Annotated in this window: 21 protein-coding genes and 1 riboswitch; of the genes, 10 read left to right on the forward strand and 11 right to left on the reverse strand. The window is 72.0% G+C overall.

Going from position 1 to position 21,486, the window contains the following annotated elements; translation table 11 throughout:
- Window positions 1–27: 27 nt before the first annotated feature.
- A complete protein-coding gene (gene lexA, locus IW249_RS17065) occupies window positions 28–813 on the reverse strand; it encodes a transcriptional repressor LexA (protein ID WP_112586701.1) in 786 nt (261 codons plus the stop codon).
- 540 nt (window positions 814–1,353) lie between these two features.
- Between lexA and nrdR the strand changes: the two genes are divergently transcribed.
- Both nrdR and IW249_RS17075 read left to right on the forward strand, forming a co-directional pair.
- Complete coding sequence (nrdR, locus tag IW249_RS17070) at window positions 1,354–1,854, forward strand: transcriptional regulator NrdR (RefSeq protein ID WP_091400542.1); 501 nt, start codon at window positions 1,354–1,356, stop codon at window positions 1,852–1,854.
- A gap of 67 nt (window positions 1,855–1,921) precedes the next feature.
- Window positions 1,922–4,783, forward strand: a complete 2,862-nt coding sequence (locus IW249_RS17075; protein WP_372432970.1) for a vitamin B12-dependent ribonucleotide reductase — start codon at window positions 1,922–1,924, stop codon at window positions 4,781–4,783.
- A gap of 219 nt (window positions 4,784–5,002) precedes the next feature.
- On the opposite strand, the gene IW249_RS17080 is transcribed toward IW249_RS17075, so the two are convergent.
- Window positions 5,003–5,902 (reverse strand): bifunctional 5,10-methylenetetrahydrofolate dehydrogenase/5,10-methenyltetrahydrofolate cyclohydrolase, encoded by a 900-nt coding sequence (locus tag IW249_RS17080; RefSeq protein ID WP_196921669.1) that lies wholly within the window; start codon window positions 5,900–5,902, stop codon window positions 5,003–5,005.
- Between the two features lie 13 nt (window positions 5,903–5,915).
- Window positions 5,916–5,997, reverse strand: a riboswitch (ZMP/ZTP riboswitch).
- Window positions 5,998–6,128: 131 nt separating this feature from the next.
- On the opposite strand from IW249_RS17080, the gene IW249_RS17085 reads away from it, so the two are divergent.
- Window positions 6,129–6,698, forward strand: coding sequence for an RNA polymerase sigma factor (locus IW249_RS17085; protein ID WP_196921670.1), 570 nt, complete (start codon window positions 6,129–6,131; stop codon window positions 6,696–6,698).
- 10 nt (window positions 6,699–6,708) lie between these two features.
- Window positions 6,709–7,680, forward strand: coding sequence for a CU044_5270 family protein (locus IW249_RS17090; RefSeq protein ID WP_196921671.1), 972 nt, complete (start codon window positions 6,709–6,711; stop codon window positions 7,678–7,680).
- A 23-nt stretch (window positions 7,681–7,703) separates the two neighbouring features.
- On the opposite strand, the gene IW249_RS17095 is transcribed toward IW249_RS17090, so the two are convergent.
- Window positions 7,704–8,816, reverse strand: coding sequence for an FAD-dependent monooxygenase (locus IW249_RS17095; RefSeq protein ID WP_307788613.1), 1,113 nt, complete (start codon window positions 8,814–8,816; stop codon window positions 7,704–7,706).
- 146 nt (window positions 8,817–8,962) lie between these two features.
- Here IW249_RS17095 and IW249_RS17100 point away from each other — a divergent pair, with 146 nt between their 5' ends.
- On the forward strand, window positions 8,963–9,898 hold the full coding sequence (locus IW249_RS17100; RefSeq protein ID WP_196921672.1) for a DUF2332 domain-containing protein: 936 nt from the start codon (window positions 8,963–8,965) through the stop codon (window positions 9,896–9,898).
- A 47-nt stretch (window positions 9,899–9,945) separates the two neighbouring features.
- Here IW249_RS17100 and IW249_RS17105 read toward each other — a convergent pair whose 3' ends face one another.
- From IW249_RS17105 to IW249_RS17115, 3 genes are read right to left on the reverse strand one after another with little or no spacing between them, the layout of a single operon-like run.
- Window positions 9,946–10,887: a MerR family transcriptional regulator gene (locus IW249_RS17105; RefSeq protein ID WP_196921673.1), complete on the reverse strand. Its 942-nt coding sequence runs from the start codon at window positions 10,885–10,887 to the stop codon at window positions 9,946–9,948.
- A gap of 33 nt (window positions 10,888–10,920) precedes the next feature.
- The gene (locus IW249_RS17110; RefSeq protein WP_231392551.1) at window positions 10,921–11,778 is read right to left on the reverse strand and encodes an alpha/beta fold hydrolase; all 858 of its coding nucleotides are present in this window, start codon (window positions 11,776–11,778) and stop codon (window positions 10,921–10,923) included.
- 3 nt (window positions 11,779–11,781) lie between these two features.
- Window positions 11,782–12,345 (reverse strand): dihydrofolate reductase family protein, encoded by a 564-nt coding sequence (locus IW249_RS17115; protein ID WP_196921674.1) that lies wholly within the window; start codon window positions 12,343–12,345, stop codon window positions 11,782–11,784.
- Between the two features lie 148 nt (window positions 12,346–12,493).
- Here IW249_RS17115 and IW249_RS17120 point away from each other — a divergent pair, with 148 nt between their 5' ends.
- Both IW249_RS17120 and IW249_RS17125 read left to right on the forward strand, forming a co-directional pair.
- Complete coding sequence (locus IW249_RS17120) at window positions 12,494–12,748, forward strand: DUF5522 domain-containing protein (RefSeq protein ID WP_196921675.1); 255 nt, start codon at window positions 12,494–12,496, stop codon at window positions 12,746–12,748.
- Between the two features lie 98 nt (window positions 12,749–12,846).
- Window positions 12,847–13,395 carry a hypothetical protein gene (locus tag IW249_RS17125; protein WP_196921676.1) on the forward strand — a complete coding sequence of 183 codons (549 nt, stop codon included), beginning with the start codon at window positions 12,847–12,849 and terminating at the stop codon, window positions 13,393–13,395.
- A 19-nt stretch (window positions 13,396–13,414) separates the two neighbouring features.
- Here the strand turns inward: IW249_RS17125 and IW249_RS17130 are convergent, their stop codons facing one another.
- Complete coding sequence (locus IW249_RS17130) at window positions 13,415–14,104, reverse strand: iron-dependent transcriptional repressor DtxR (RefSeq protein WP_196921677.1); 690 nt, start codon at window positions 14,102–14,104, stop codon at window positions 13,415–13,417.
- Window positions 14,105–14,204: 100 nt separating this feature from the next.
- Here IW249_RS17130 and IW249_RS17135 point away from each other — a divergent pair, with 100 nt between their 5' ends.
- The 3 genes from IW249_RS17135 to IW249_RS17145 are packed head-to-tail and all read left to right on the forward strand — an operon-like array spanning window position 14,205 to window position 18,875.
- Window positions 14,205–15,065 (forward strand): sulfurtransferase, encoded by an 861-nt coding sequence (locus tag IW249_RS17135; RefSeq protein ID WP_196921678.1) that lies wholly within the window; start codon window positions 14,205–14,207, stop codon window positions 15,063–15,065.
- A gap of 48 nt (window positions 15,066–15,113) precedes the next feature.
- A complete protein-coding gene (locus IW249_RS17140; RefSeq protein WP_196921679.1) occupies window positions 15,114–16,295 on the forward strand; it encodes an acetoin utilization protein AcuC in 1,182 nt (393 codons plus the stop codon).
- A gap of 24 nt (window positions 16,296–16,319) precedes the next feature.
- A complete protein-coding gene (locus tag IW249_RS17145) occupies window positions 16,320–18,875 on the forward strand; it encodes a bifunctional acetate--CoA ligase family protein/GNAT family N-acetyltransferase (protein WP_196921680.1) in 2,556 nt (851 codons plus the stop codon).
- Between the two features lie 10 nt (window positions 18,876–18,885).
- On the opposite strand, the gene IW249_RS17150 is transcribed toward IW249_RS17145, so the two are convergent.
- From IW249_RS17150 to sigB, 4 genes are all read right to left on the reverse strand, one after another.
- The gene (locus IW249_RS17150) at window positions 18,886–19,293 is read right to left on the reverse strand and encodes a VOC family protein (protein WP_196921681.1); all 408 of its coding nucleotides are present in this window, start codon (window positions 19,291–19,293) and stop codon (window positions 18,886–18,888) included.
- Window positions 19,290–19,796, reverse strand: coding sequence for an SRPBCC family protein (locus IW249_RS17155; RefSeq protein WP_196921682.1), 507 nt, complete (start codon window positions 19,794–19,796; stop codon window positions 19,290–19,292). Before IW249_RS17155 ends, IW249_RS17150 begins: the two co-directional genes overlap by 4 nt.
- A complete protein-coding gene (locus IW249_RS17160; protein ID WP_196921683.1) occupies window positions 19,793–20,188 on the reverse strand; it encodes an ArsR/SmtB family transcription factor in 396 nt (131 codons plus the stop codon). The genes IW249_RS17155 and IW249_RS17160 overlap by 4 nt, the downstream gene beginning before the upstream one ends.
- Before the next feature lie 123 nt (window positions 20,189–20,311).
- A complete protein-coding gene (gene sigB, locus IW249_RS17165; protein WP_269215274.1) occupies window positions 20,312–21,328 on the reverse strand; it encodes an RNA polymerase sigma factor SigB in 1,017 nt (338 codons plus the stop codon).
- Between the last annotated feature and the right edge of the window lie 158 nt (window positions 21,329–21,486).

Below are 21,486 nucleotides of genomic sequence, written 5' to 3' on the forward strand. Positions count from 1 at the left end.
CGCTGTCGGCACCCACCCGCCGATCGGTCAGATCCGCCGTAGCACCGCCACGACCCGGCCCATGATGGTGGCGTCATCACCGGGGATCGGGTCGAAGGCCGGGTTCTGGGGCATCAGCCAGACGTGCCCGTCGCGCCGCCGGTAGGTCTTCACTGTCGCCTCGCCGTCGAGCATGGCGGCCACGATCTCGCCGGAGTCGGCGGTCGGCTGCTGCCGGACGACCACCCAGTCGCCGTCGCAGATCGCCGCGTCGAGCATCGAGTCGCCCTTGACCTGGAGCATGAAGACCTCGCCCTCACCCACCAGCTCGCGGGGGAGCGGGAAGATGTCCTCCACGGCCTGCTCGGCGAGGATCGGCCCACCCGCTGCGATCCGACCGAGCATCGGCACGTACGCCGGGGTGGGTCGCTGTGCCCTCGACAGCTCGTCGTCGATCGCCTCGCTGGGGGCGCGCACGTCCACCGCGCGCGGCCGGTTCGGGTCGCGGCGCAGGAAGCCCTTCTTCTCCAACTCCTTGAGCTGGTAGGCGACGCTGGACGGCGACACCAGGCCGACCGCCTCGCCGATCTCGCGCACGCTCGGCGGGTAGCCGTGTCGTTCCACCCAGTTGCGGATGAACTCCAGGATGCGGCGCTGGCGGGCGGTCAGGTCGACCGTCGCCGGGTCGGGGAAGGTGCTGACCACCGGGGTGACCGCGCGCACGGCGGGCTGGCCCGTCCGGCTCCGCGCGGCGCTGCGGCGTCGGGTGGCCGGGGGGCCCGCCTCGGTGATCTGCTGCGGGCTCTTCGGCCGGCTGGCCCGGTCCTCGGTCACGTCCGTCCTCCCTGGTCGGCGCTGGGTGCCTCGTCGGCTCGTGGTGCGTGCGGTGGTGCCACGTTGTTCATGACCGTATAGGTGAGATCAGTCATTTTCAAACATCTGTACGACCTCTCACCGGCGTGTCGGGGTGAAAAAGCACTCCGGTCGTACGGATGTTCTGATAAATGGTACGTCAGGTAGCACTGGTGTTCGATCGTCGACCGTTTTCCGGCCGGATCCGGCCGGCTGGCCGGTAACCCGGGCGGGGTCGTGACGTTGGGTCTTCGGGCGTTGTGCGGGGCATGGATGACCGGATGGTCCGTGACGCGCCGGACACGCCGGCCAACTTGACCCGGCTTCCCCGGCGACATACGGTCGACCCCTAGATGTAGTAGTGACACGGGCGTAAGTTGCCTACAGGTTGGGTCTGACTACCGACCGCACTCCCGTAACGTCGATCACGACGGGCGTCATCCGAGGATGGCACCGTCGCGGTGAGGCGTGCCCGGGGGTGTCCGGTGTGCTCGCAGTTGATCATTTATTAGGAGGTGGGCGATGCGGTGTCCGTACTGCCGGCACGCTGACTCCCGGGTGGTCGACTCGCGGGAGGCCGACGACGGCCAGCTCATCCGACGGCGGCGTTCCTGCCCGGAGTGCGGCAAGCGGTTCACCACCGTCGAGGAGGCGGTCCTCGCTGTCGTCAAGCGCAGCGGGGTGACCGAGCCGTTCAGTCGCACGAAGATCATCGGCGGGGTGCGTAAGGCGTGCCAGGGCCGGCCGGTGGACGACGACTCACTCGCGCTGCTCGCGCAGCGGGTGGAGGAGACCGTCCGGGCCAAGGGGGCCGCCGAGATCCCCAGCCACGACGTGGGCCTGGCGATCCTGGGTCCGCTACGCGACCTGGACGAGATCGCCTACCTGCGGTTCGCCAGCGTCTACCGCTCGTTCGACTCGCTCGCCGACTTCGAGCGCGAGATCGAGACGTTGCGGGCCGCGGCGCGAGCCCGGGAGCAGGGCCGGGCCGATGCGGTTGAGGCCGCCGGCCGTACCAGCTGAGTCTTCACAGTTTTTCGAGAGATTGGGACGCGCGGTGGGGCACCGCGCAGACGAGGGGGGCGACGGCGTGACAACTAGCCGTTCACGAAGCAAGGCAGGCGCGGGGCTGAAGATCGACCGGGTGTGGACGACCGAGGGGGTCCACCCGTACGACGAGGTCTCCTGGGAGCGCCGGGACGTCGTCATGACGAACTGGCGGGACGGCTCGATCAACTTCGAGCAGCGTGGGGTGGAGTTCCCGGAGTCGTGGAGCGTCAACGCGGCCAACATCGTCACCACGAAGTACTTCCGGGGCGCGGTGGGGACCCCGGAGCGCGAGTGGTCGCTCAAGCAGCTGATCGACCGGGTGGTCACCACCTACCGCACCGCGGGTGAGGAGTACGGCTACTTCGCCAGCCCGGCCGACGCCGAGGTGTTCGCGCACGAGCTGACCTGGATGCTGCTGAACCAGGTGTTCAGCTTCAACTCGCCGGTCTGGTTCAACGTCGGAACGCCGTCGCCGCAGCAGGTCAGCGCCTGCTTCATCCTGGCCGTCGACGACTCGATGGACTCGATCCTCGACTGGTACAAGGAGGAGGGGCTGATCTTCAAGGGCGGCTCCGGCTCCGGGGTCAACCTGTCGCGCATCCGCTCGTCCCGTGAGCTGCTCTCCTCCGGTGGCACCGCCTCCGGCCCGGTCAGCTTCATGCGTGGCGCGGACGCCTCCGCCGGCACCATCAAGTCCGGTGGCGCGACCCGCCGGGCGGCCAAGATGGTCATCCTCGACGTGGACCACCCGGACATCGAGGAGTTCGTGGTCACGAAGGCGCGCGAGGAGGACAAGATCCGCGCGCTGCGCGACGCCGGGTTCGACATGGACCTCGGCGGCTCCGACATCGTCAGCGTGCAGTACCAGAACGCCAACAACTCGGTCCGCGTCTCCGACGAGTTCATGTCGGCGGTCGAGAACGGTAAGGGCTTCGACCTGCGCGGCCGGCTGGACGGCTCGGTGATCGACACCGTCGACGCCAAGAAGCTGTTCCGCACGATCTCCCAGGCCGCCTGGGAGTGCGCCGACCCGGGCCTGCAGTACGACGACACGATCAACGACTGGCACACCTGCCCGGAGACCGGGCGGATCACCGCCTCGAACCCGTGCTCGGAGTACCTGCACCTGGACAACTCCTCGTGCAACCTGGCCTCGCTCAACCTGATGAAGTTCCTCCGCGCCGACGGTGGCTTCGAGGTGGAGAAGTTCGTCAAGTCCGTCGAGTTCGTCATCACCGCGATGGACATCTCGATCTGCTTCGCGGACTTCCCGACCGAGAAGATCGGTGAGACGTCCCGCGCCTACCGGCAGCTCGGCATCGGCTACGCCAACCTGGGCGCCCTGCTGATGGCCACCGGCCTGCCGTACGACTCGGACCAGGGCCGCTCGGTCGCCGCGTCGATCACGTCGCTGATGACCGGCACCGCCTACCGCCGCTCGGCGGAGCTGGCCGGCGTCGTCGGCCCGTACGACGGCTACGCCCGCAACGCCGAGCCGCACAAGCGGGTCATGCGCAAGCACGCTGCGGCCAACGACGAGATCAAGCCGACCAGCCCGGTGGCCACCGCGATCGTCCGCGAGGCGACCAAGCAGTGGACCCAGGGCAACAAGATCGGTGACAAGAACGGTTGGCGCAACGCGCAGGCGAGCGTCCTCGCCCCGACCGGCACGATCGGCTTCATGATGGACTGCGACACGACCGGCGTGGAGCCGGACCTGGCGCTGGTCAAGTTCAAGAAGCTGGTCGGCGGCGGCTCGATGCAGATCGTCAACCAGACCGTGCCGCGCGCCCTGCGCAGCCTCGGCTACCCCGAGGAGCAGGTCGAGGCGATCGTCGAGCACATCGCCGACCACGGCCACGTGGTGGACGCCCCGGGCCTCAAGCCGGAGCACTACCCGGTCTTCGACTGCGCCATGGGGGAGCGGACGATCGCCCCGATGGGTCACGTGCGGATGATGGCGGCCATCCAGCCGTTCGTCTCCGGCGCCATCTCCAAGACGGTCAACATGCCGGAGGCGGCCACCGTCGAGGACGTCGAGAAGATCTACTTCGAGGGCTGGAAGCTCGGCCTCAAGGCGCTGGCGATCTACCGGGACAACTGCAAGGTCGGCCAGCCGCTCTCGGTGGCCAAGTCCAACAAGGCCACCGAGCCGGCCGCCGTCGAGACCGCGCCGGCCGCGGTCGAGAAGGTCATCGAGTACCGGCCGGTGCGTAAGCGCCTGCCGAAGAAGCGCCCGTCCGAGACGGTCAGCTTCTCCGTCGGTGGCGCCGAGGGCTACCTGACCGCGTCGTCCTACCCGGACGACGGCCTCGGTGAGGTCTTCCTGAAGATGTCCAAGCAGGGCTCGACCCTGGCCGGCGTGATGGACGCCTTCTCGGTGGCCATCAGCATCGGCCTGCAGTACGGCGTGCCGCTGGAGACGTTCGTCAGCAAGTTCACCAACATGCGTTTCGAGCCGGCCGGCATGACCGACGACCCGGACGTGCGGATGGCGGCTTCGGTGATGGACTACATCTTCCGTCGCCTGGCGCTGGACTTCCTGCCCTACGAGCGCCGCGCCGAGCTGGGCATCTTCACCGCCTCGGAGCGTGCCGCGCAGCTGCGGGCCGAGGCCGACGCGGAGGCCGCCGCCGTCACCGGTGTCGAGCTCACCGCGATGGCGTCGTCCGCGCCGGTGGAGACGGCCAAGCCGGAGGCTGTCGCCCAGCCGGCCCAGGAGATGGCAGACGTGGCCGCCGCCAAGCCGGCTCCGAGCGTGGGTTCCAGCACCGAACTGCTGGAGGCCGTCATCGGCAAGGCCGCCGACGCACCGCTCTGCTTCACCTGCGGTACGAAGATGCGCCCCGCCGGTAGCTGCTACGTCTGCGAGGGCTGCGGCTCCACCAGCGGCTGCAGCTGACGTACGCGAAACGCGGCGCTGCCCCGGTCTCCCTCGTCGGAGGCCGGGGCAGCGCTGTTTCCGGGTCCCCTGGAGGCTCGCGCGGGAGGGCATGTTGTCGGTGGCCGTGATGCCTGTGAGTCATCTTGATGACTCACAGGCATCACACTCGTCAGGGTGTTGCGCGGTGGGGCTGCCAGCTCAGCATCAAGTGATCTCGACGATGGCGGCGGAACCAGGCTACTGGCTTGCGCGCTCGGCGGCGCGCACGGCGTTGCGGAACAGCATCGCGACGGTGGTCGGACCGACGCCGCCGACCCGGGGCGTGATCGCGCCGGCGACCGCGGCGCACGCTTCGTCCACGTCCGGTAGGAGGCGCCGGCCCTCGTAGCGGACGCCGGCGCCGATGACGACGGCGCCGGGCTTGACGTGCTCGGGCTGGACGATCCCGGGTACGCCGGCGGCGGCGACGAGGATGTCGGCGCGGCGGGTGTAGCGGGCCCAGTCCGGCACGCCGGTGTGGACGACGGTGACGGCGGCGTTGGCGGTCGGGCGCTTCTGGGCGAGCAGCATGGCCAGGGGCCGTCCGAGAGTGGCGCCCCGGCCCAGGATGACGACCTCACGACCGGCGACGGGGATCTCGTGGTACGCCAGGAGGGCTTCGATGCCGGCGGGGGTGCACGGCAGCGGGCCGGGCAGGCCGACGGCGAGACGCCCCATGTTCAGCGGATGCATCCCGTCGACGTCCTTGTCCGGGTCGATGGTCTGCAGCGCCGCGTCGTAGTCCAGGTGCCCCGGCACGGGGTACTGCACGAGCAGCCCGTGCACGGCCGGATCGGTGTTGAACCGGGCGATGGCCTGGTGCAGTTCGGCCTGGGTGGCGGTGGCAGCCAGGTGCACGTGCGGGGAGGCGAACCCGAGCGCGGCGGCCTGACGCTGTTTGATGGCGATGTAACCGGCGCTGGCGTCGTCGTCGCCGACGAGGATGGTGGCGAGGCTCGGTGTGATGCCGCGGCTGCGCAGGCGGGCGACCGCGTCGGCGGTCTCGGCCAGGACGGCTTCGGCGACGGGTGCACCCGGCAGGAGCCGGGCAAGGCCCGACGGGGTGTGCTGTTCCGCGGATTGGCTGGTCGTGGTCATGACGGTTCCTCGACGCAGGCGCCCAGGCGGTCGACGCCCGCGAGAGGCTCCCCGATGGTTCCACCATCCCCGTGCCGCCAGTCGCCGGTGCTTCGATAATGCCGCATCACCAGGGCGGTTGCCCAACTGGACCGGCAGTGCCGCCCCATACGGGCTGGATGGTTCGGTAACACCCGTGCTCCGTCTGACGAAGAAGGGGTGTGAGGGCTACGAGGGAGGACGGCCTGTGAATGAGCCGAGCCACGCCGACGACGACATCTGCGGCATCGGAGCCGATCCGGTTGCCTTCGAGGTCTTCTACCGGCGGCACCTGGAGGCGGTGGGCCGGTTCGTGGCGCGGCGGGTCGACGACCCGCATCTCGCCGCCGACCTCACCGCCGACGTGTTCCTGGCGGTGATCGAGTCGGCGGCCGGCTACCGGCCGGACCGGGGTAGCCAGATCGGCTGGCTGTACGGGGTGGCCCGCAACGTCATCGGCGACGAGCGGCGTCGGGCGGCTCAACGGCTGCGGGTGACCGGCCGCCTGGCCGGACGGCGGGACCTGGGCCCCGATGACATCGCCCGCATCGAGGAGCGGATCGACGCAGAGTCGGCGGCCCGCCGCACCCATCGGGCGCTGAGCGAGCTGCCGGAGGGCACCCGGGCCCTTGTCGAACTCGTCGCCGTGGACGGCCTCAGCGTCGCGGAGGCCGCGACAGTGCTGGGGGTTTCGCCGGTCGCCGCTCGGGTCCGCCTGCATCGTGCCCGCCGCGTCGTCCGCGCCGTGCTCGCCCGCCCCGCCACCACCCTCGCCTGATGAGACGGAGATGACGATGCACGAGATCGAACGGTCGCCGCAGGGCTTCGAGGAGCGGCTCCTCAGGGATCTGACCGCACACGTCGCCGGGCGGGCCGAGATGGCGTCGGCGGCCCATCCCGAGGGGCGCCCTAGCCGCTTCCTGCGCGGTTGGCGCCTCGCCGGAGCGTTCGGGCTGGCGGTCGCGCTGACCGCCGGTGGTCTGGCGGTCCAGACGATGAGGCTGGGCGATCAGCCGCCGCCGACGGCCAGCGCGTCGGAGATCTTCCATCTGGCGGCCGACGCGGCCCGACAGCAGCCGGAACTCACCGCCCGGCCCGAGCAGTACGTCTTCACGGAAACCCTGGCGACCGTCCGGGAGTTGCCGGACAGCGGCCCGTACCAGACCATCCGGAACCAACTGTGGCAGTCGGCTGGCGGAGTCGCGTACACGCAGGGTCGCTACCGACCGGAGACCGATCCGAACGGGTGGGGCGAGCTGAGGGTGCTCCGCATCGATGATCCCGCCGATCCCACGAAGGAGCTCGACGCGTTCCAGCCGCCGGCGTACCACGGCGACCTGCCCACCGATCCGGACGAGCTGCTTCGATACCTTCGGGAACACCCGGTCGACCTGCACCTTCCCGAAGGCGCCGACGAGGAGGCCGTGTACGGCGACGAGAGCATGGCGTACACCACCGCGTGGTCGATGCTCGACGGCTACGTGCCGCCCCGAGCGCTGGCGGCGCTGTTCGAAGTGCTGGCACGGCAGCCCGGAGCGGTCGTCATATCGGGTGACGTGGTGGACGTCGCCGGCCGGCACGGGGTGGCGATTCGGATGCCCGGTGTGATCGGCGGCAATCTGGATCTCATCTTCGATCGGGACTCCCACGTCTACCTTGGCACCCGTAATTCGGTGGTGCGTAACGGCAAGGAGTCACTGGAGTCGGCTGCCGCGCTCCTGCGGATCGCCATCGTCGACCGGCCGGGCCAGCTGCCGTGAGCGGGCCGGCCACGGCGGACCGGTCAGGGCTGGGCGAACAGGGGGCCGTAGTTCGAGCGGAACATCTGCTCGCCGAGACGGCGCATCACCAGGTCGCGCAGCGCGGGTGGGAGCCCGGTGGCCTTGTCGCGGCGGTGGGTCTGGCTGAGCACCCAGTTCGTACGGGGGCGCCGCCGCGCCTCGAAACCCCGCAGCGCGTCGGCGACGGAGTCGGAGTTGGCCAACGACGAGGCGAGCACGACGGCGTCCTCCACTGCCATCGCCGCGCCCTGGGCCATGTTCGGTGAGGTGGCGTGGGCGGCGTCGCCGATCAGCAGCACCGGCCCCCGGGACCAGGAGTCGAGCACGACCTCCTGGTTCGGCCCGGCGTGCAGGGTGCTGTCGTCGTAGTCGAGGGCCTTGAGCATGGTGGCCGCCGGCTCGGTGAACGTCGCGGCCAGCTCGTCGCGCCAGCCGGGCCGGTCGGCCACCGGGCCGTCGTTGTAGTAGCAGTACGTCTGCCCATCGCTGATCGGGATGGTCAGGAACTGCCTGCCGCGCCCCAACTGCACCGACCAGACCGGCTCGTCGTCGATGCGGGGAGCGACCCACCGGTAGGCGTACTGGCCGAGGTCGCGGGCGGCCTGGCCGTCGAAGGCGAGCCGGCGGACCGTCGAGTTCACCCCGTCCGCGCCGAGCACCAGGTCGTACCGTTGGGTGTTGTTGTCGTCGAACTCGACGGCGACCTGGTCGCCCTCCGGAAGGAGCGCGACCGGCTGGCGGCCCCAGCGGATCGGGGCGTCGCCGACGCCGTCGAGCAACGCCCGGTGCAGCTGCGCCCGGGGCAGCGACACGCACGGCCCGACGCCCTGCCACAGTGCGGCCACGTCGATGTCGAAGAGGCGACGCCCGCGCTGGTTGGCGCTGCGCTGCCGGCTGATCTCCACGGCGACGTCGGCGACCGACTCCCGCAGACCGAGTACGTCGAGCATGCGGGTCGCGTTTCCGGTGAGGTAGATCCCGGTGCCGGAGTCGGTCGGCCCGGGCGCCCGCTCGACGACGTCGATCGTCGCGCCCCACTCGCGCAGCGCGGCCACCGCCGCCAGGCCGGCGACACCTCCGCCGACGATCAGTACCCGTACACCGTCACCCCGCACGACACTTTCCTCCCCGTTGCCCTGGCCCGAACCCCCGCTGAGCTGCTGCTCAACGGTCCGACCGCCGCCGCACTCTATGAGGCGGGTGAGTCAGCGCACGGGAATGGGGGCTGAATTTCCGAGGAATGGGCTGCGACGATGAGGGCATGACGACCGCTGGGACGTACGCCGAGTTCGGCAGCCGCGAGGCGCGCGGGGTGTCGCCCACGTACGAGCGACTGTCGCAGGCCGTCGCCCGCGACGACGACCTGCTCACCCTGCTCGACAGGCTTCCGCCGGCCAAGCGGCAGCCGAATCTGCTGTTCGGCGTCGTCCGCTGGCTCGGCGGCCCGGTGAACGACCCGGTCACCTTCCACGACTTCGTGGTGACGCACTGGCCGGCCATCGAGGCGGAACTGCTCACCCGGGCCACCCAGACGAACGAGGCGGGCCGGTGCGCGGTCCTGCTGCCGGTGCTCGCCGCGTTGCCGCAGCCCCTGGCCCTACTGGAGGTCGGCGCGTCGGCCGGGCTCTGCCTCTACCCCGACCGGTACGCGTACCGGTACGGCGATCATGAAGTCGGCTCCGGTGAGCCGGTCCTCGACTGCGCGGCCAACGGGTTGGTGCCGCCGGCAGGCGTACCCCGGGTGGTGTGGCGGGCCGGTCTGGACCTCAACCCGCTCGACGTGACCGACCCCGAAGACGTGTCCTGGTTGGACGCGTTGATCTGGCCGGAGCACGGCCACCGTCGGGCCCGGCTGCGGGCCGCGGCGGCGGTCGCCGCGGCCGACCCGCCGCTGCTGGTCCGCGGCGACCTGGTGGACGACCTGCCGGCGCTGGCCGCGCGGGCGCCGACCGGCGCGACGCTTGTGGTCTTCCACACGTCAGTGCTCTACCAGGTGCCGCCGCCGCGCCGGGACGCGTTCGTCCGGTTGGTCCGCGAGCTGCCCGGGCACTGGGTCGCGAACGAGGGGCCGGAGGTGCTCCGGTACGACGGGCTGCCCGCCCCGCCGAGCGATGCGCTGCACAACGTCCTCGCGCTCGACGGGAAACCGCTGGCCTGGGCCAGAGGCCACGGTCAGGCGATGACCTGGTTCGGCTGACGCCGCCAAGCCGGCCCGACCGCCAAGCCGCCCGGGGCCCGGTCAGCTCAACGAGCCGGCTGGGGCATCCGGGCGCGCAGGGCCCGGATGAACCAGTCCACCGCCGGTGCCGTCGCATCGCCGGTCGACCAGCCGTTGACCACCGCCAACAGGTCGAGGTAGCGGTCCCGGCGGGGGTCGTTGGCCGGAACCAGCCGGTCGAGCAACCGTCGACGCAGGTCGGCGTCGTCCGGGTGACAGTGCAGGTTCGCGTACCGGCCGGTGACGGCCGCGACCACCGGGTCGGCGTCCGGGCTGGTCGGGTCGAGACCGACCGCGAGGGCGGGGGCCACCGCGTCCCGGACCACCGCGACGGCGCCCGGGCGGGGCAACCCCGGCACGTCGTGGTCGGCGGCGTGCTGTCGGGCCAACCGCCGCATCCGGGCTCGGAAATCCGGCTCCTGGCACAGCTCGGCCAGCTCCAGCCACGCCTCGACCTGCTCGATGCTGGGATCGTCCGGAAGCTCCGGTGTCATCGAGACGATCACACCCGGGTACGCGGGCTGGTCGCCGAGGCCGGCGAAGACGCTGTCCAGGAAGTCGGCCACCAACTGCCCCCGTTCCCGGGTGGTGAGCCGGGCCAGCCGGTGCAGCTCGTCCACCTCGGCCGGGCCGGAACCGCGCCTCGCCGCGACGGTGAGCACCGCCTGGCGCAGCCGCAGTACCCGGATCTGCACGGCCAACGCCTCGGCGTGTGCGGCGGCCACCTCGGGCACTGTCACCTCCTGGTTCACCACCCGCCGGATGGTGGCAAGGTCCAGGCCCAGGTCACGCAGCGTCCGGACCAGCTCCAACCGGGCCACGGCCTCCGGGCCGTACCGCCGGTAGCCGGCCGGGCTCCGGTCCGTCGGTGGCACGATCCCGCTGTCGGCGTAGTACCGGATGGTCTTGACGCTCAGGCCCGTCCGCCGGGCCAGCTCGCCGATCGTGTGACGCGTCTCCCCGTTCATGCCCCCACCCTCGTGTCTCCCCCCGGTGGAGACTCAAGCACCATCCGAGCCAGCGAGGAACGCCGCGACCGTCGCGGTGAACGCCCCGGCGTCGTCGAGCCACGGGTAGTGCCCGGCGCCCGGCTGGACGACCAGCTCGGCGCGTGGACTCAGCTCGGCGAACTGGGCCACCAGGCCCGGCGGTGCGGCCAGGTCGACAGCACCGGCGAGCAGCAGCACCGGACCTCGATGTGCGGCGAGCACCCCACGAGTGGCCGGCGGATCGAAGGCGCCTTCGGAGCTGAAGACCCGCGCCAGCTCCTCGTTGCGCTGGCCGGACTCGGCGGCCTGGTGGACCCGAGCGGCCGTGTCCCACCGGCCGTACAGGAACGGCGCGATCTCCTGCGCGGCGGCTGGCCCGGCTCGACCCGCGAGGATGGACTCCAACGCTGCTGCTGCCACCGGAAACCATGGCTCGCCGGCCCGGGCCTGGGTGACCTCCTGACGCTGCGCTGCTGTCACCTCCAGCCCGACCGCTCGGATGCTCGGGGTGGCCAGCGCGAGTCGGCCCACCCGATCGGGATGCCCGGTCAGGTACCGCAGAGCCAGGTTGGCGCCGGCGGAGTGCCCGAGCAGATCCAGCCGGTCGAGGCCCAGGTGCCCGCGAAGCGCCTCCACATCGTCGACCAGGCGGTCGCAGCGGCACGTCGAGACGTCCGCCGGGGCCGCCGACCGGCCGGTGCCCCGCGGATCGAGGATGACCAGCGTCCGGTGGGCGCCCAGACCGCCGAGGTCACCGAGGTACGCGGAGTCGCGCATCGGGCCGCCCGGCAGACAGACCAGTGGGTCTCCGGTTCCGACGGTCCGGTACGCGAGCGTGGTCCCGTCGATCGCGTCGAAGGTGGTGATCATCGGTCAGCGGACCCGCTCGTGACGGAGCAGGACCACGCCGTTGCCGAAGACGCGGCTCTCCACAAGTCGCAGGCCGGTCGGGGCGTCCGCCTCGGGGAAGAGTCGGCGGCCCCGACCGACCAGCACCGGGTGGACGTAGATCCGGTACTCGTCGATCAGGTCGTGCCGAGCGAACGTCGCGGCCAGGTCGGCCCCGCCGAGCGCCAGGTCGCCGCCCGGCTCGGCGGTGAGCCTGCGGACCTGCTCGACGTCGACCTCGCGCATGACAGTGGCGTTCCAGTCGGCGTGGTCGAGCGTGCGCGAGTAGACAATCTTCGGCATGTCCCGCCAGATGCGGGCGAACTCGCGCTCGGGGCCGCTGGCGGTCGGGTCCTGATCGGCGGTCGGCCAGTAGGCGGCCATCAGCTCGTGGCTGACCCGGCCGCTGAGGAACCCGCCCATCGGGGCGATCACGTCGTTGAAGTGCTGGTGCAACTCCTCGTCGACCTGGTGCCAACCGATGTCGCCGCCCGGCCCTTCGAAGAACCCATCCAACGACACGCTCATCTGCACAACGATCTTCCGCATGGTTCCCCTCCGTACGCGTTGACGGGTGTCGAACCCGATCGTCGTCGGACCGTACGACGAAACGACCACCCGCCGCGACGACGCCGGGGGCATGTCGGACATCCGGGCGGTGGGAGGCCGACCACGAACCGTCCCTAGACTGCTGCGGGTGACCGGAGAGCGACGACCCCTGGCCGACCGGCCGCTCACCGAGCCGCACCCGTCCCGGCTGCCGTCCGACCATCCCGACCGGGCCCGGATCCTCGCCGCGCACACCGCCGCGCTGGCCGCCGGTGAGGCCGGCTACCTCGACCCGGAGAGCGGGCTGTTCGTGCTCAGCGCCGCCTTCCTGGCCCGCCGTGGCACGTGCTGCGGGCGCGGCTGCCGGCACTGTCCGTACGTGGACGATCCACCGTCGGAATAGGCGTCAACGAGGACTTCCGCGCGACACCGGCACCCCGTACGGTGTCCGACGGACATCCGGCGGGCGCCTTCCGCCGTCGGTCGGCGAGAGGGTGGGACGTGCGCGGTCGGATCGTGGTCGTCGGGCTGGCCGGGTTGCTGGTGAGCGGCTGCGCGGACGAGGCGGAGCCGGTGGCGGTGCCGCCGCCGGTGCCGATCACGGTGGACGCGGCGGCGGCCTCCTCGGGCGGCGCCTGCCGTCTGCTGGACTTCACGGTGATCGAGCAGGTGGTGAAGGTCCGCTTCGACGTGGCGGCGGCCAGCGAACAGGGCGACACCCACACCTGCGTGGTCCGGGCCTCCGGCGCGACCCTGCCGGAGTTGACGCTCAGCGTGACCGAGACCACGATCGACAAGGCCAGCTTCAGCGCGGACGTGGTGCCGGACAAGGCGGCGAAGGTCACCGGGCTGGGCCAGCAGGCGTACAAGCGGACCACCGCCGCGGCGAGCGGGCGGGGGCCGGTCGCCGAGGTGGGCTGGCTGGCCGGCGACGGGCGGCTGGCAACGGTGAGTTGGACCGCGGCCCGGGGCAGTGAGCGCTCGGCGGTGGAGAAGCTGACCGGGGATCTGACCGCATTGGCCAAAAAGGTGGACACCCGGGCGTTGTGACGCCCGGGTGCCCGGTTGGTCAGTTGGCGGCGACGAAGACCCGGGAGGCGACCTCGCGGGGCAGTCGCACCCGGTCGCCGGAGCGGTCGATCGACACCCCGTCGCGCTCCTGGGCCACTGTCACAGTGGCGCCCGGGTCGACACCGGCGGCGTGTAGTTGGCGCAGCACGTCGGCGTCCTTCTGCACGCTCTCGCAGATCCGGCGCACCACGACCGGCCCGGACAGGCCGGGGAAGGCCAGGTTGCGCTCGCCCTCAGCGACGTCGGTCGTCTCCGCAGCGGGCGAACCCAGCTCCTGGAGCCCGGGGATCGGGTTGCCGTACGGGGAACGGGTCGGCCGGTTGAGCAGGTCGTAGACCCGCTTCTCCACTGCGTCGCTCATCACGTGCTCCCAACGGCAGGCCTCCTCGTGGGCCTCCTCGTAGGGCATCCCGATGACGTTGACCAGCAGCAGTTCGGCGAGGCGGTGCTTGCGCATCACCGAGACGGCGCTGCCGCGACCCAGGGCGGTGAGCGTCAGGTGCCGGTCTCCCTCGACGGTGAGCAGGCCGTCGCGCTCCATCCGGGCGACGGTCTGGCTCACTGTGGGGCCACTCTGCTGCAGCCTCTCGGCGATCCGGGCACGCAGCGGCGGCACCCCCTCCTCTTCCAACTCAAGGATGGTGCGCAGGTACATTTCGGTCGTGTCGACCAGGTCGTGAGACTTCATAAGGTCAGCGGCCCTCCGGTGCACGATGTTACCTCGGTGAACGACTGGCGACCGCCGCCGAACCGCGTGCCGTCTACGCGAATGGTGTTGGATGGTCGCCATGTCCGGTACCCAGGGGCCGTTGGTCGAGGTCGAGCGGCTCGTCGCCGAGTTCGACCAGGCCGATCCGCCCACCCTGCTCGACGTCCGCTGGCGGCTCGTCGGCCCGCCCGGCCGTGACGACTACCTCGCCGGCCACCTGCCCGGGGCGGTCTTCGTCGACCTGGACACCGCGCTCTGTGGGGCGCCGGGCGCCGGCGGCCGACACCCCCTGCCTGACCCGGCCGCGTTGGAGGCCGCGCTCCGGGCCGCCGGCGTCCGCGCCGGTCACCCAGTGGTGGTGTACGACGGCGGCGACGGCATGGCCGCCGCGCGGGCCTGGTGGACGCTGCGCTGGGCGGGGCACCGCCAGGTGCGCCTGCTGCACGGCGGCTACCCGGCCTGGGTCGGCGCCGGCCGGCCCGTCTCCACCGACGCGCCCGCCCCCAGCCCCGGCGACGTCGTGGTGCGCCCCGGTGATCTCCCGGTGCTCGACGCGGGGGAGGCCGCCGCGCTGGCCGCCGCGGACGACGCCGTGCTGCTCGACGTACGGGCGGCGTCGCGCTACCGGGGTGAGGTCGAGCCGATCGACCCGGTCGCCGGGCACGTGCCGGGAGCGGCGAACCTGCCCTCCGGGGAGTACGTCGGACCGGACGGCCGGTTCCTGGCCGCCGACGTGTTGAGCGAGCGGTTCGCCGCCGCCGGGGTGACCGAGGGGCGGGCCGTCGGGGCGTACTGCGGCTCGGGGGTGACCGCCGCGCAGGCGGTGCTCGCGCTGCACCTGGCCGGCCGCACGGACGCCGCGCTCTACGTTGGATCGTGGAGCAACTGGGTGGCCGACCCGGCCCGGCCGGTCGCCTCCGGGCCGACACCCGGCCGCTGACCAGCGCGTGCGGTGGGCCGGCGCCGGTCCTCGTGCGACGATGGGCTCATGTCCGACGACACGGTGGTGGTGTGGGACGAGTCGCTGCTCGCCTACGACATGGGTGACCATCCGCTCGACCCGGTCCGGGTGGAGCTGACCATCGCGCTCGCCCGCGAGCTGGGCATCCTGCACCGGCCAGGGGTGCGGGTGGTCAAGCCAGAGCCCGCAGACGACGCCCTGCTCACCCGGGTGCACGAGCCGGCCTACCTCGCCGCGGTGCGCAACGCGCCGCGCGACCCGCTCTTCGCCGGGTACGGGTTGGGCACCTCCGACAACCCGGTCTTCGAGGGGATGCACGAGTCCAGCGCGCTCATCGCCGGCGCGACGGTGGCCGCCGCCGAGGCGGTCTGGCGCGGCGACGCCCGGCGGGCGGTGAACGTGGCCGGCGGGCTGCACCACGCGATGGCCGCCCGGGCCTCCGGCTTCTGCGTCTACAACGATCCCGCGGTGGCCATCGCCCGCCTGCTGGACCTGGGCGCCGAGCGGGTCGCGTACGTGGACGTCGACGTGCACCACGGCGACGGGGTGCAGGACATCTTCTGGGACGACCCTCGGGTGCTCACTGTCAGCCTGCACGAGACGCCGCTGGCGCTCTTCCCGGGCACCGGTTTCCCGGACGAGACGGGTGGGCCGCGCGCGCAGGGCACCGCTGTCAACATGCCGTTGCCGCCGGGTGTCGACGACAGCGGCTGGCAGCGGGCGTTCCACGCGATCGTGCCGTCGGTGCTGCGCGCGTTCCGGCCGCAGGTGCTGTTCAGCCAGTGTGGCGCCGACGGGCACCGGCTGGACCCGCTCGCCGACCTGAACCTCACAGTGGACGGGCAGCGGGCCACCTACCTGGCGATGCGGGCGCTCGCCGACGAGTTGTGCGACGGCCGGTGGGTGGCCACCGGCGGCGGCGGGTACGCGCTCGTCGAGGTGGTGCCCCGGGCCTGGAGTCACCTGCTGGCCGTGGCCACCGGTGACCCCATCGACCCGGCCACGCTCACCCCACCCGCCTGGCGGGACCTGGTCGCCTCCCGCCGTCTGGGCCGGGAGGTGCCACTGCGGATGACCGACGACGCCGACCCGTCGTACGAGCCGTGGCAGCCGACCGGCGAGCCGAACGCTGTGGACCGGGCGATCGCGGCCACCCGCAAGACGGTCTTCCCGCTGCTCGGGCTCGACCCGCACGATCCACGGGACTGAGCCGGGCCGGGGGAGGGCGTTCCGGTGACGACAGTGGGCCAGCCGGTCGACGTGCTGCTCAGCGATGGCAGCACCGTCCAGTTGCGACCGATCGACCCGGCCGACGCGCCGGGCATCGTGGCGATGCACAGCCGGTTCTCCGAGCGCACCCGTTACCTGCGGTACTTCTCGCCGTACCCGCGCATCCCGGAGCGGGATCTGATCCGTTTCGTCACGGTGGACCACCACGACCGGGAGGCGTTCGTGGTGCTGGTCGCCGACCAGATCGTCGCGGTCGGCCGGTACGAGCGGCTCGGCCCGCAGGCTCCGGAGGCGGAGGTGGCCTTCGTGGTGGAGGACGCCTACCAGGGGCGGGGCATCGGCTCGGTGCTGATGGAACACCTGGCCGACGCGGCCCGCCGCAACGACATCATGAGCTTCGTCGCGGAGGTGCTGCCGGCCAACGGGACGATGTTGCGGGTCTTCGCCGACTTCGGCTACCAGGTCCAGCGCGAGTACGCCGACGGCGTGGTGCACCTGAGCTTCCCCATCGCGCCCACCGAGGCCAGCCTGGAGGTGCAGCGGGGCCGGGAGCACCGCACCGAGGCCCGCTCGATCGCCCGGCTGCTCGCCCCGCGCGGCATCGTCGTCTACGGCGCCAGCGCCACCGGCCAGGGCGTCGGCGCCGCGGTGCTCGGGCACCTGCGCGACGGCGGGTTCACCGGTGCGGTGGTGCCGGTGCATCCGAGCGCGGCGACGGTGGCGGGTCTGCCCGCGTACCCGTCGGCGGTGGACGCCGGAGCGCCGGTGGACCTGGCCGTGGTGGCGGTTCCGCCGGAGGCGGCGACAGCGGTGGTCGCCGACGCTGCCGCCGCTGGGGTGCACGGCCTGGTGGTCATCTCGGCCGGCTTCGCCGAGGCCGGCCCGGAGGGCGCGGCCACCCAGCGGGCGCTGGTCCGCGCGGCGCACGCTGCCGGAATGCGGGTCGTCGGCCCGAACTGTCTGGGCGTGGCAAACACCGACCCGACGGTACGCCTCAACGCCACCCTCGCCCCGGCGCTGCCGCCGGCCGGTCGGGTGGGCATCTTCAGTCAGTCCGGTGCGTTCGGGGTGGCGCTACTCGCCGAGGCGGACCGGCGGGGCCTCGGGCTGTCCAGCTTCGTCTCGGCCGGCAACCGGGCCGACGTCTCCGGCAACGACCTTCTGCAGTACTGGCAGGACGACCCCGGCACCGACGTGATCATGCTCTATCTGGAGACCTTCGGGAACCCGCGCAAGTTCGCCCGGCTGGCCCGACGGATCGGCCGGGCCAAACCGGTCGTCGCGCTCGCCTCGCCGGCCCGCCCGCCGGGGGTCGGTGACGCCGCCGGCCCGGACGAGGTGGCGGTGGCCGCGCTCTTCGCCCAGTCCGGGGTGATCCGGGTGGACACCGTGCCGGAGCTGCTCGACGTGGGGGTGCTGCTGGCCAACCAGCCGTTGCCGGCCGGCGGCCGGGTAGGTGTGGTCGGCAACTCCTCGGCCCTCACCGGGCTCGCCGCGACCGCGTGCGTCGGGCACGGCCTCAGCGTGGCCGACGGCTACCCGCGTGACGTCGGGCCGAGCGCCGGTGCCGCCGAGTTCGCCGCCGCGCTCGCCGAGACGGCCGCCGACGAACGGGTGGACGCGCTGGTGGTGGTCTTCGCCCCACCGCTGCCCGGCCAGCTGACCGAGGTGGACGCCGACGTGACCGCCGCGCTGCCGGCCGCCCTCGCGCTGGGCAAGCCGACAGTGGCGACGTTCCTGGTCGGGCGGCTGCCGCCGGGGGTGCCGGCGTACGGCGGCGTGGAGGAGGCGGTCCGCGCGCTCGCCCGCGCCCACCGGTACGCCGAGTGGCTTCGCCGCCCGCCCGGGGTGGCACCGCAGCTGCCCGGCCTCGATCGGACGGCCGCGCAGGCCGCGCTCCGGGCCGACACCACCGACCCGGGCCCGCTGCTGGCCGCGTACGGCATCGACCTGGTGGCGTCGGTGCACGTCGACTCCGCCGACGCGGCGGTCGAGGCGGCCGTGCGGCTGGGTTTCCCGGTGGCGCTCAAGGCGGCCGCCCCCGGGCTGCGGCACCGACTCGACCTGGGCGCGGTCCGGCTCGACCTGTCCGACGAGCAGACCCTCCGTCGCGCGTACGCCGACCTGGCGGCGACCTTCGGCGCGGACGCCCTGGTCCAGCCGATGGTCCCGCCCGGGGTGGCCTGCGTGGTGGAGGTGGTGGAAGACCCGGCGTTCGGGCCGGTGGTCGGCTTCGGCCTCGGCGGGGTCGCCACCGAACTGCTCGGCGATCGGGCCTGGCGGGCGGTGCCGCTGACCGACCGGGACGCGGCCGAGCTGGTCGACGAGCCCCGGGCGGCGCCGTTGCTGCGCGGGCACCGAGGGGCCGCGCCGGTCGACCGGGCGGCCCTGGCCGACCTGCTGCTGCGGGTGGGTCAGCTCGCCGACGAACAACCCCGGGTGCGGTCGCTGACCCTCAACCCGGTGCTCGCCCGCCCGGACGGCATCTCAGTCCTGCACGCCCAGGTGGGGGTGGGTGGCGTGGTCGCCCGCCCGGACACCGGCCCCCGCCGCCTCTGAGCGGGCCCGGTCAGGCGCGGCTGGAGATCTGCTGGACACCCCAGGTGTTGCCGTCCGGGTCGGCGAAGAAGACGAAGCCGACGTTGTCCAGCGGATCCGGCACCGGCCGGGGGTTCTGACCCACCACCTGGATCTCGCTGACCTCCACACCCCGCCCGACCAGTTCCTCGTGGGCCCGCTTCAGGTCGGGCACCACCAGTTGCAGGCCCTTGACTGAGCCGGGTGGCATCTCGGGGATGACGCCCTTGCCGATCACGATCGAGCAGCCGGAGCCCGGCGGGGTCAGCTGGACGATGCGCGCCTCGTCGTTGATCACGGTGTCGTGGTCGACAGTGAACCCGAGCTGGTCGGCGTAGAACTTCTTGGCCCGGTCCACATCGGAGACCGGCACGATCACCACTTCCAACGTCCAGTTCATGGTTGTTCTCCTCGTGTCGTCGTTGTCAGGTGCAGCAACTCGGCGAGCCGCAGGTAGCTCTGCCCGACGCCCCGAGCCATCGGGTAGCGCAAGACGATGTCCCGTCCCTCCGCGGTGGCGTACAGCAGCGTGGTGGTGACCGTCGTCCGACCGGCCAGCTCGGTGAACTCGTGGCCGACAAGGGTCTCGCCGGGGTAGGACTGGTCGTCGAAGAGTTCGGTGTAGACCAGCCGGTGCGGCGGCTCGATCTGCCGGTAGACCCCAGCCTGGACCATCCGGGCACCCGCCGGGCCCAGTGACATGAACCGCCACCGCCCGCCGACCCGCAGGTCGACGTCGCACTCCGCCAGCCGCCAACCGCGTGCGCCGTACCACCGGATCAGCAGCTCGGGTTGGGTGAAGGCGGCGAACACCAGGTCCACCGGGGCGTCGAACAGCCGACTCAACACTATTTCCCGGTCGCTCGGGGCGTGCACGACGAGCGCGTCATCGAGGCCGGTCACCGGCCCGTCCCGTCCGGTCGGTCGTGCCGGGGCTCGGCGGCCTGTTCCACGGTGGTGTCGGCCCGTTCCCTGGTCTGGAGCTCACCGAGCAGGGCGTCGAGGCGTTGGTAGCTCTCCGCCCAGTAGTCGCGGTAGTCGGCGAGCCAGGCCGTCGCCTCGCGTAGTGGTCGGGCCTCCAACCGGCACGGCCGGCGCTGGGCGTCCCGCCCCCGGGTGACGAGGCCAGCGCGCTCCAGCACCCGGAGGTGCTTGGAGATGGCCGGCTGACTCATCTCGAAGGGCTCCGCCAACTCCGTCACGGTGGCCTCGCTCAGCGCGAGCCGGGCGAGGATGGCCCGCCGGGTCGGGTGGGCCAGCGCTGCGAAGGTCGCGTCCAACAACTCGACAGCCATTCGCTCATAACCTCCTGGTTAAATAACCACTTGGTTTTATCGCAGCTGGGGGCCGCCGTCAAGCACCCGACAGCACGGAAGGCCCCGGCGAACCGCCAGGGCCTTCCGTGGGAACCAGGTGCGTCAGCAGGCGTACGCCTCCAGGCGCTGGGCCCGCTCCGGGGCGCGCAGCTTCAGCAGCGTCACCTTCTCGATCTGCCGGATCCGCTCCCGGGACAGGCCGAACTCCCGGCCGACCTCGTCCAGGGTGCGCTGCCGGCCGTCGTCCAGGCCGAACCGGAGCCGGATGACCGCCTGCTCCCGCTGGGACAGGGTGGAGAGCACGATGCTGACCTCGTTGCGCAGCTCGCCCTGAGCGGCGGTGTCGCCCGGCTCGCTACGCGGGTCCACCGAGGCCACGAAGTCGCCGAGCGCGCTCTCACCGTCGTCGCCGACGGCCTGGTCCAGACTCACCGGCTCCCGGTCGTAGGAGATCAGCTCGATGACCTGAATCTCGGGGATTTCCAGCGCGCGGGCCACCTCGGCCACCGTCGGTTCGCGGCCCAGCGTCACGGCCAGCTCTCGGCGGGCCCGGACCATCCGGTTGACCTGCTCGACCATGTGCACCGGGATGCGGATGGTGCGGGCCTGGTCGGCCATTGCGCGGGTGATGGCCTGGCGGATCCACCAGGTGGCGTACGTGGAGAACTTGTAGCCCTTGGCGTAGTCGAACTTCTCCACCGCCCGGATCAGACCGAGGTTGCCCTCCTGGATCAGGTCGAGAAACGCCATGCCACGGCCCGTGTAGCGCTTGGCGATGCTGACGACCAGCCGCAGGTTCGCCTCCAACAGGTGGTCCTTGGCCGCCCGACCCTCCGCGACGATCAGCTCCAGGTCGGCTCGCAGCTCCGCGGAGACGGGGGTGCAGGTGGCCAGCTTCTCGTCGGCGAACAGGCCGGCCTCGATGCGTCGGGCCAGGTCGACCTCCTGCGCGGCGGTCAGCAGCTTCGTCCGGCCGATACCGTTGAGGTAGGCCCGGACCAGGTCGGTGGAGATGCTGCGCTCGTCGGTGGCGTCCAGGTCGACGAGGGCCTCGGAGGCCCCGTCGGTGTTGGTCGTGGTGGCCGGGCGCGTCCGGTGTTCCGTCATCTGCAGGACCATCTCTGTCTCTCCCCGTTTCCACGTCGGTGCCGTGTTCCCGGCCCAGTGGTGCCGGTGTGACAACAGCTTGGCGGGCGGGGCGTAAAACGGGAGTGAGGCGATCGGGCACCCGACAGGAATTGCGTCGGATCGCTGGTGCGGTGTGTCGTCCCGGTGAG

Origin of the sequence: Micromonospora vinacea, from assembly GCF_015751785.1 — a bacterium.
Taxonomy (GTDB): Bacteria; Actinomycetota; Actinomycetes; order Mycobacteriales; family Micromonosporaceae; genus Micromonospora; species Micromonospora vinacea.

Coding starts and splice junctions, on each gene's coding strand:
- IW249_RS17150 (WP_196921681.1), bottom strand. CDS start 19,293: ATGAACTGGACGTTGGAAGTGGTGATCGTGCCGGTCTCCGATGTGGAC.
- IW249_RS17110 (WP_231392551.1), bottom strand. CDS start 11,778: ATGATCACCACCTTCGACGCGATCGACGGGACCACGCTCGCGTACCGG.
- IW249_RS17135 (WP_196921678.1), top strand. CDS start 14,205: ATGTCCGGTACCCAGGGGCCGTTGGTCGAGGTCGAGCGGCTCGTCGCC.
- IW249_RS17160 (WP_196921683.1), bottom strand. CDS start 20,188: ATGGCTGTCGAGTTGTTGGACGCGACCTTCGCAGCGCTGGCCCACCCG.
- sigB (WP_269215274.1), bottom strand. CDS start 21,328: ATGGTCCTGCAGATGACGGAACACCGGACGCGCCCGGCCACCACGACC.
- IW249_RS17080 (WP_196921669.1), bottom strand. CDS start 5,902: ATGACCACGACCAGCCAATCCGCGGAACAGCACACCCCGTCGGGCCTT.
- nrdR (WP_091400542.1), top strand. CDS start 1,354: ATGCGGTGTCCGTACTGCCGGCACGCTGACTCCCGGGTGGTCGACTCG.
- IW249_RS17130 (WP_196921677.1), bottom strand. CDS start 14,104: ATGAAGTCTCACGACCTGGTCGACACGACCGAAATGTACCTGCGCACC.
- IW249_RS17115 (WP_196921674.1), bottom strand. CDS start 12,345: ATGCGGAAGATCGTTGTGCAGATGAGCGTGTCGTTGGATGGGTTCTTC.
- IW249_RS17090 (WP_196921671.1), top strand. CDS start 6,709: ATGACGATGCACGAGATCGAACGGTCGCCGCAGGGCTTCGAGGAGCGG.
- IW249_RS17105 (WP_196921673.1), bottom strand. CDS start 10,887: ATGAACGGGGAGACGCGTCACACGATCGGCGAGCTGGCCCGGCGGACG.
- IW249_RS17100 (WP_196921672.1), top strand. CDS start 8,963: ATGACGACCGCTGGGACGTACGCCGAGTTCGGCAGCCGCGAGGCGCGC.
- IW249_RS17140 (WP_196921679.1), top strand. CDS start 15,114: ATGTCCGACGACACGGTGGTGGTGTGGGACGAGTCGCTGCTCGCCTAC.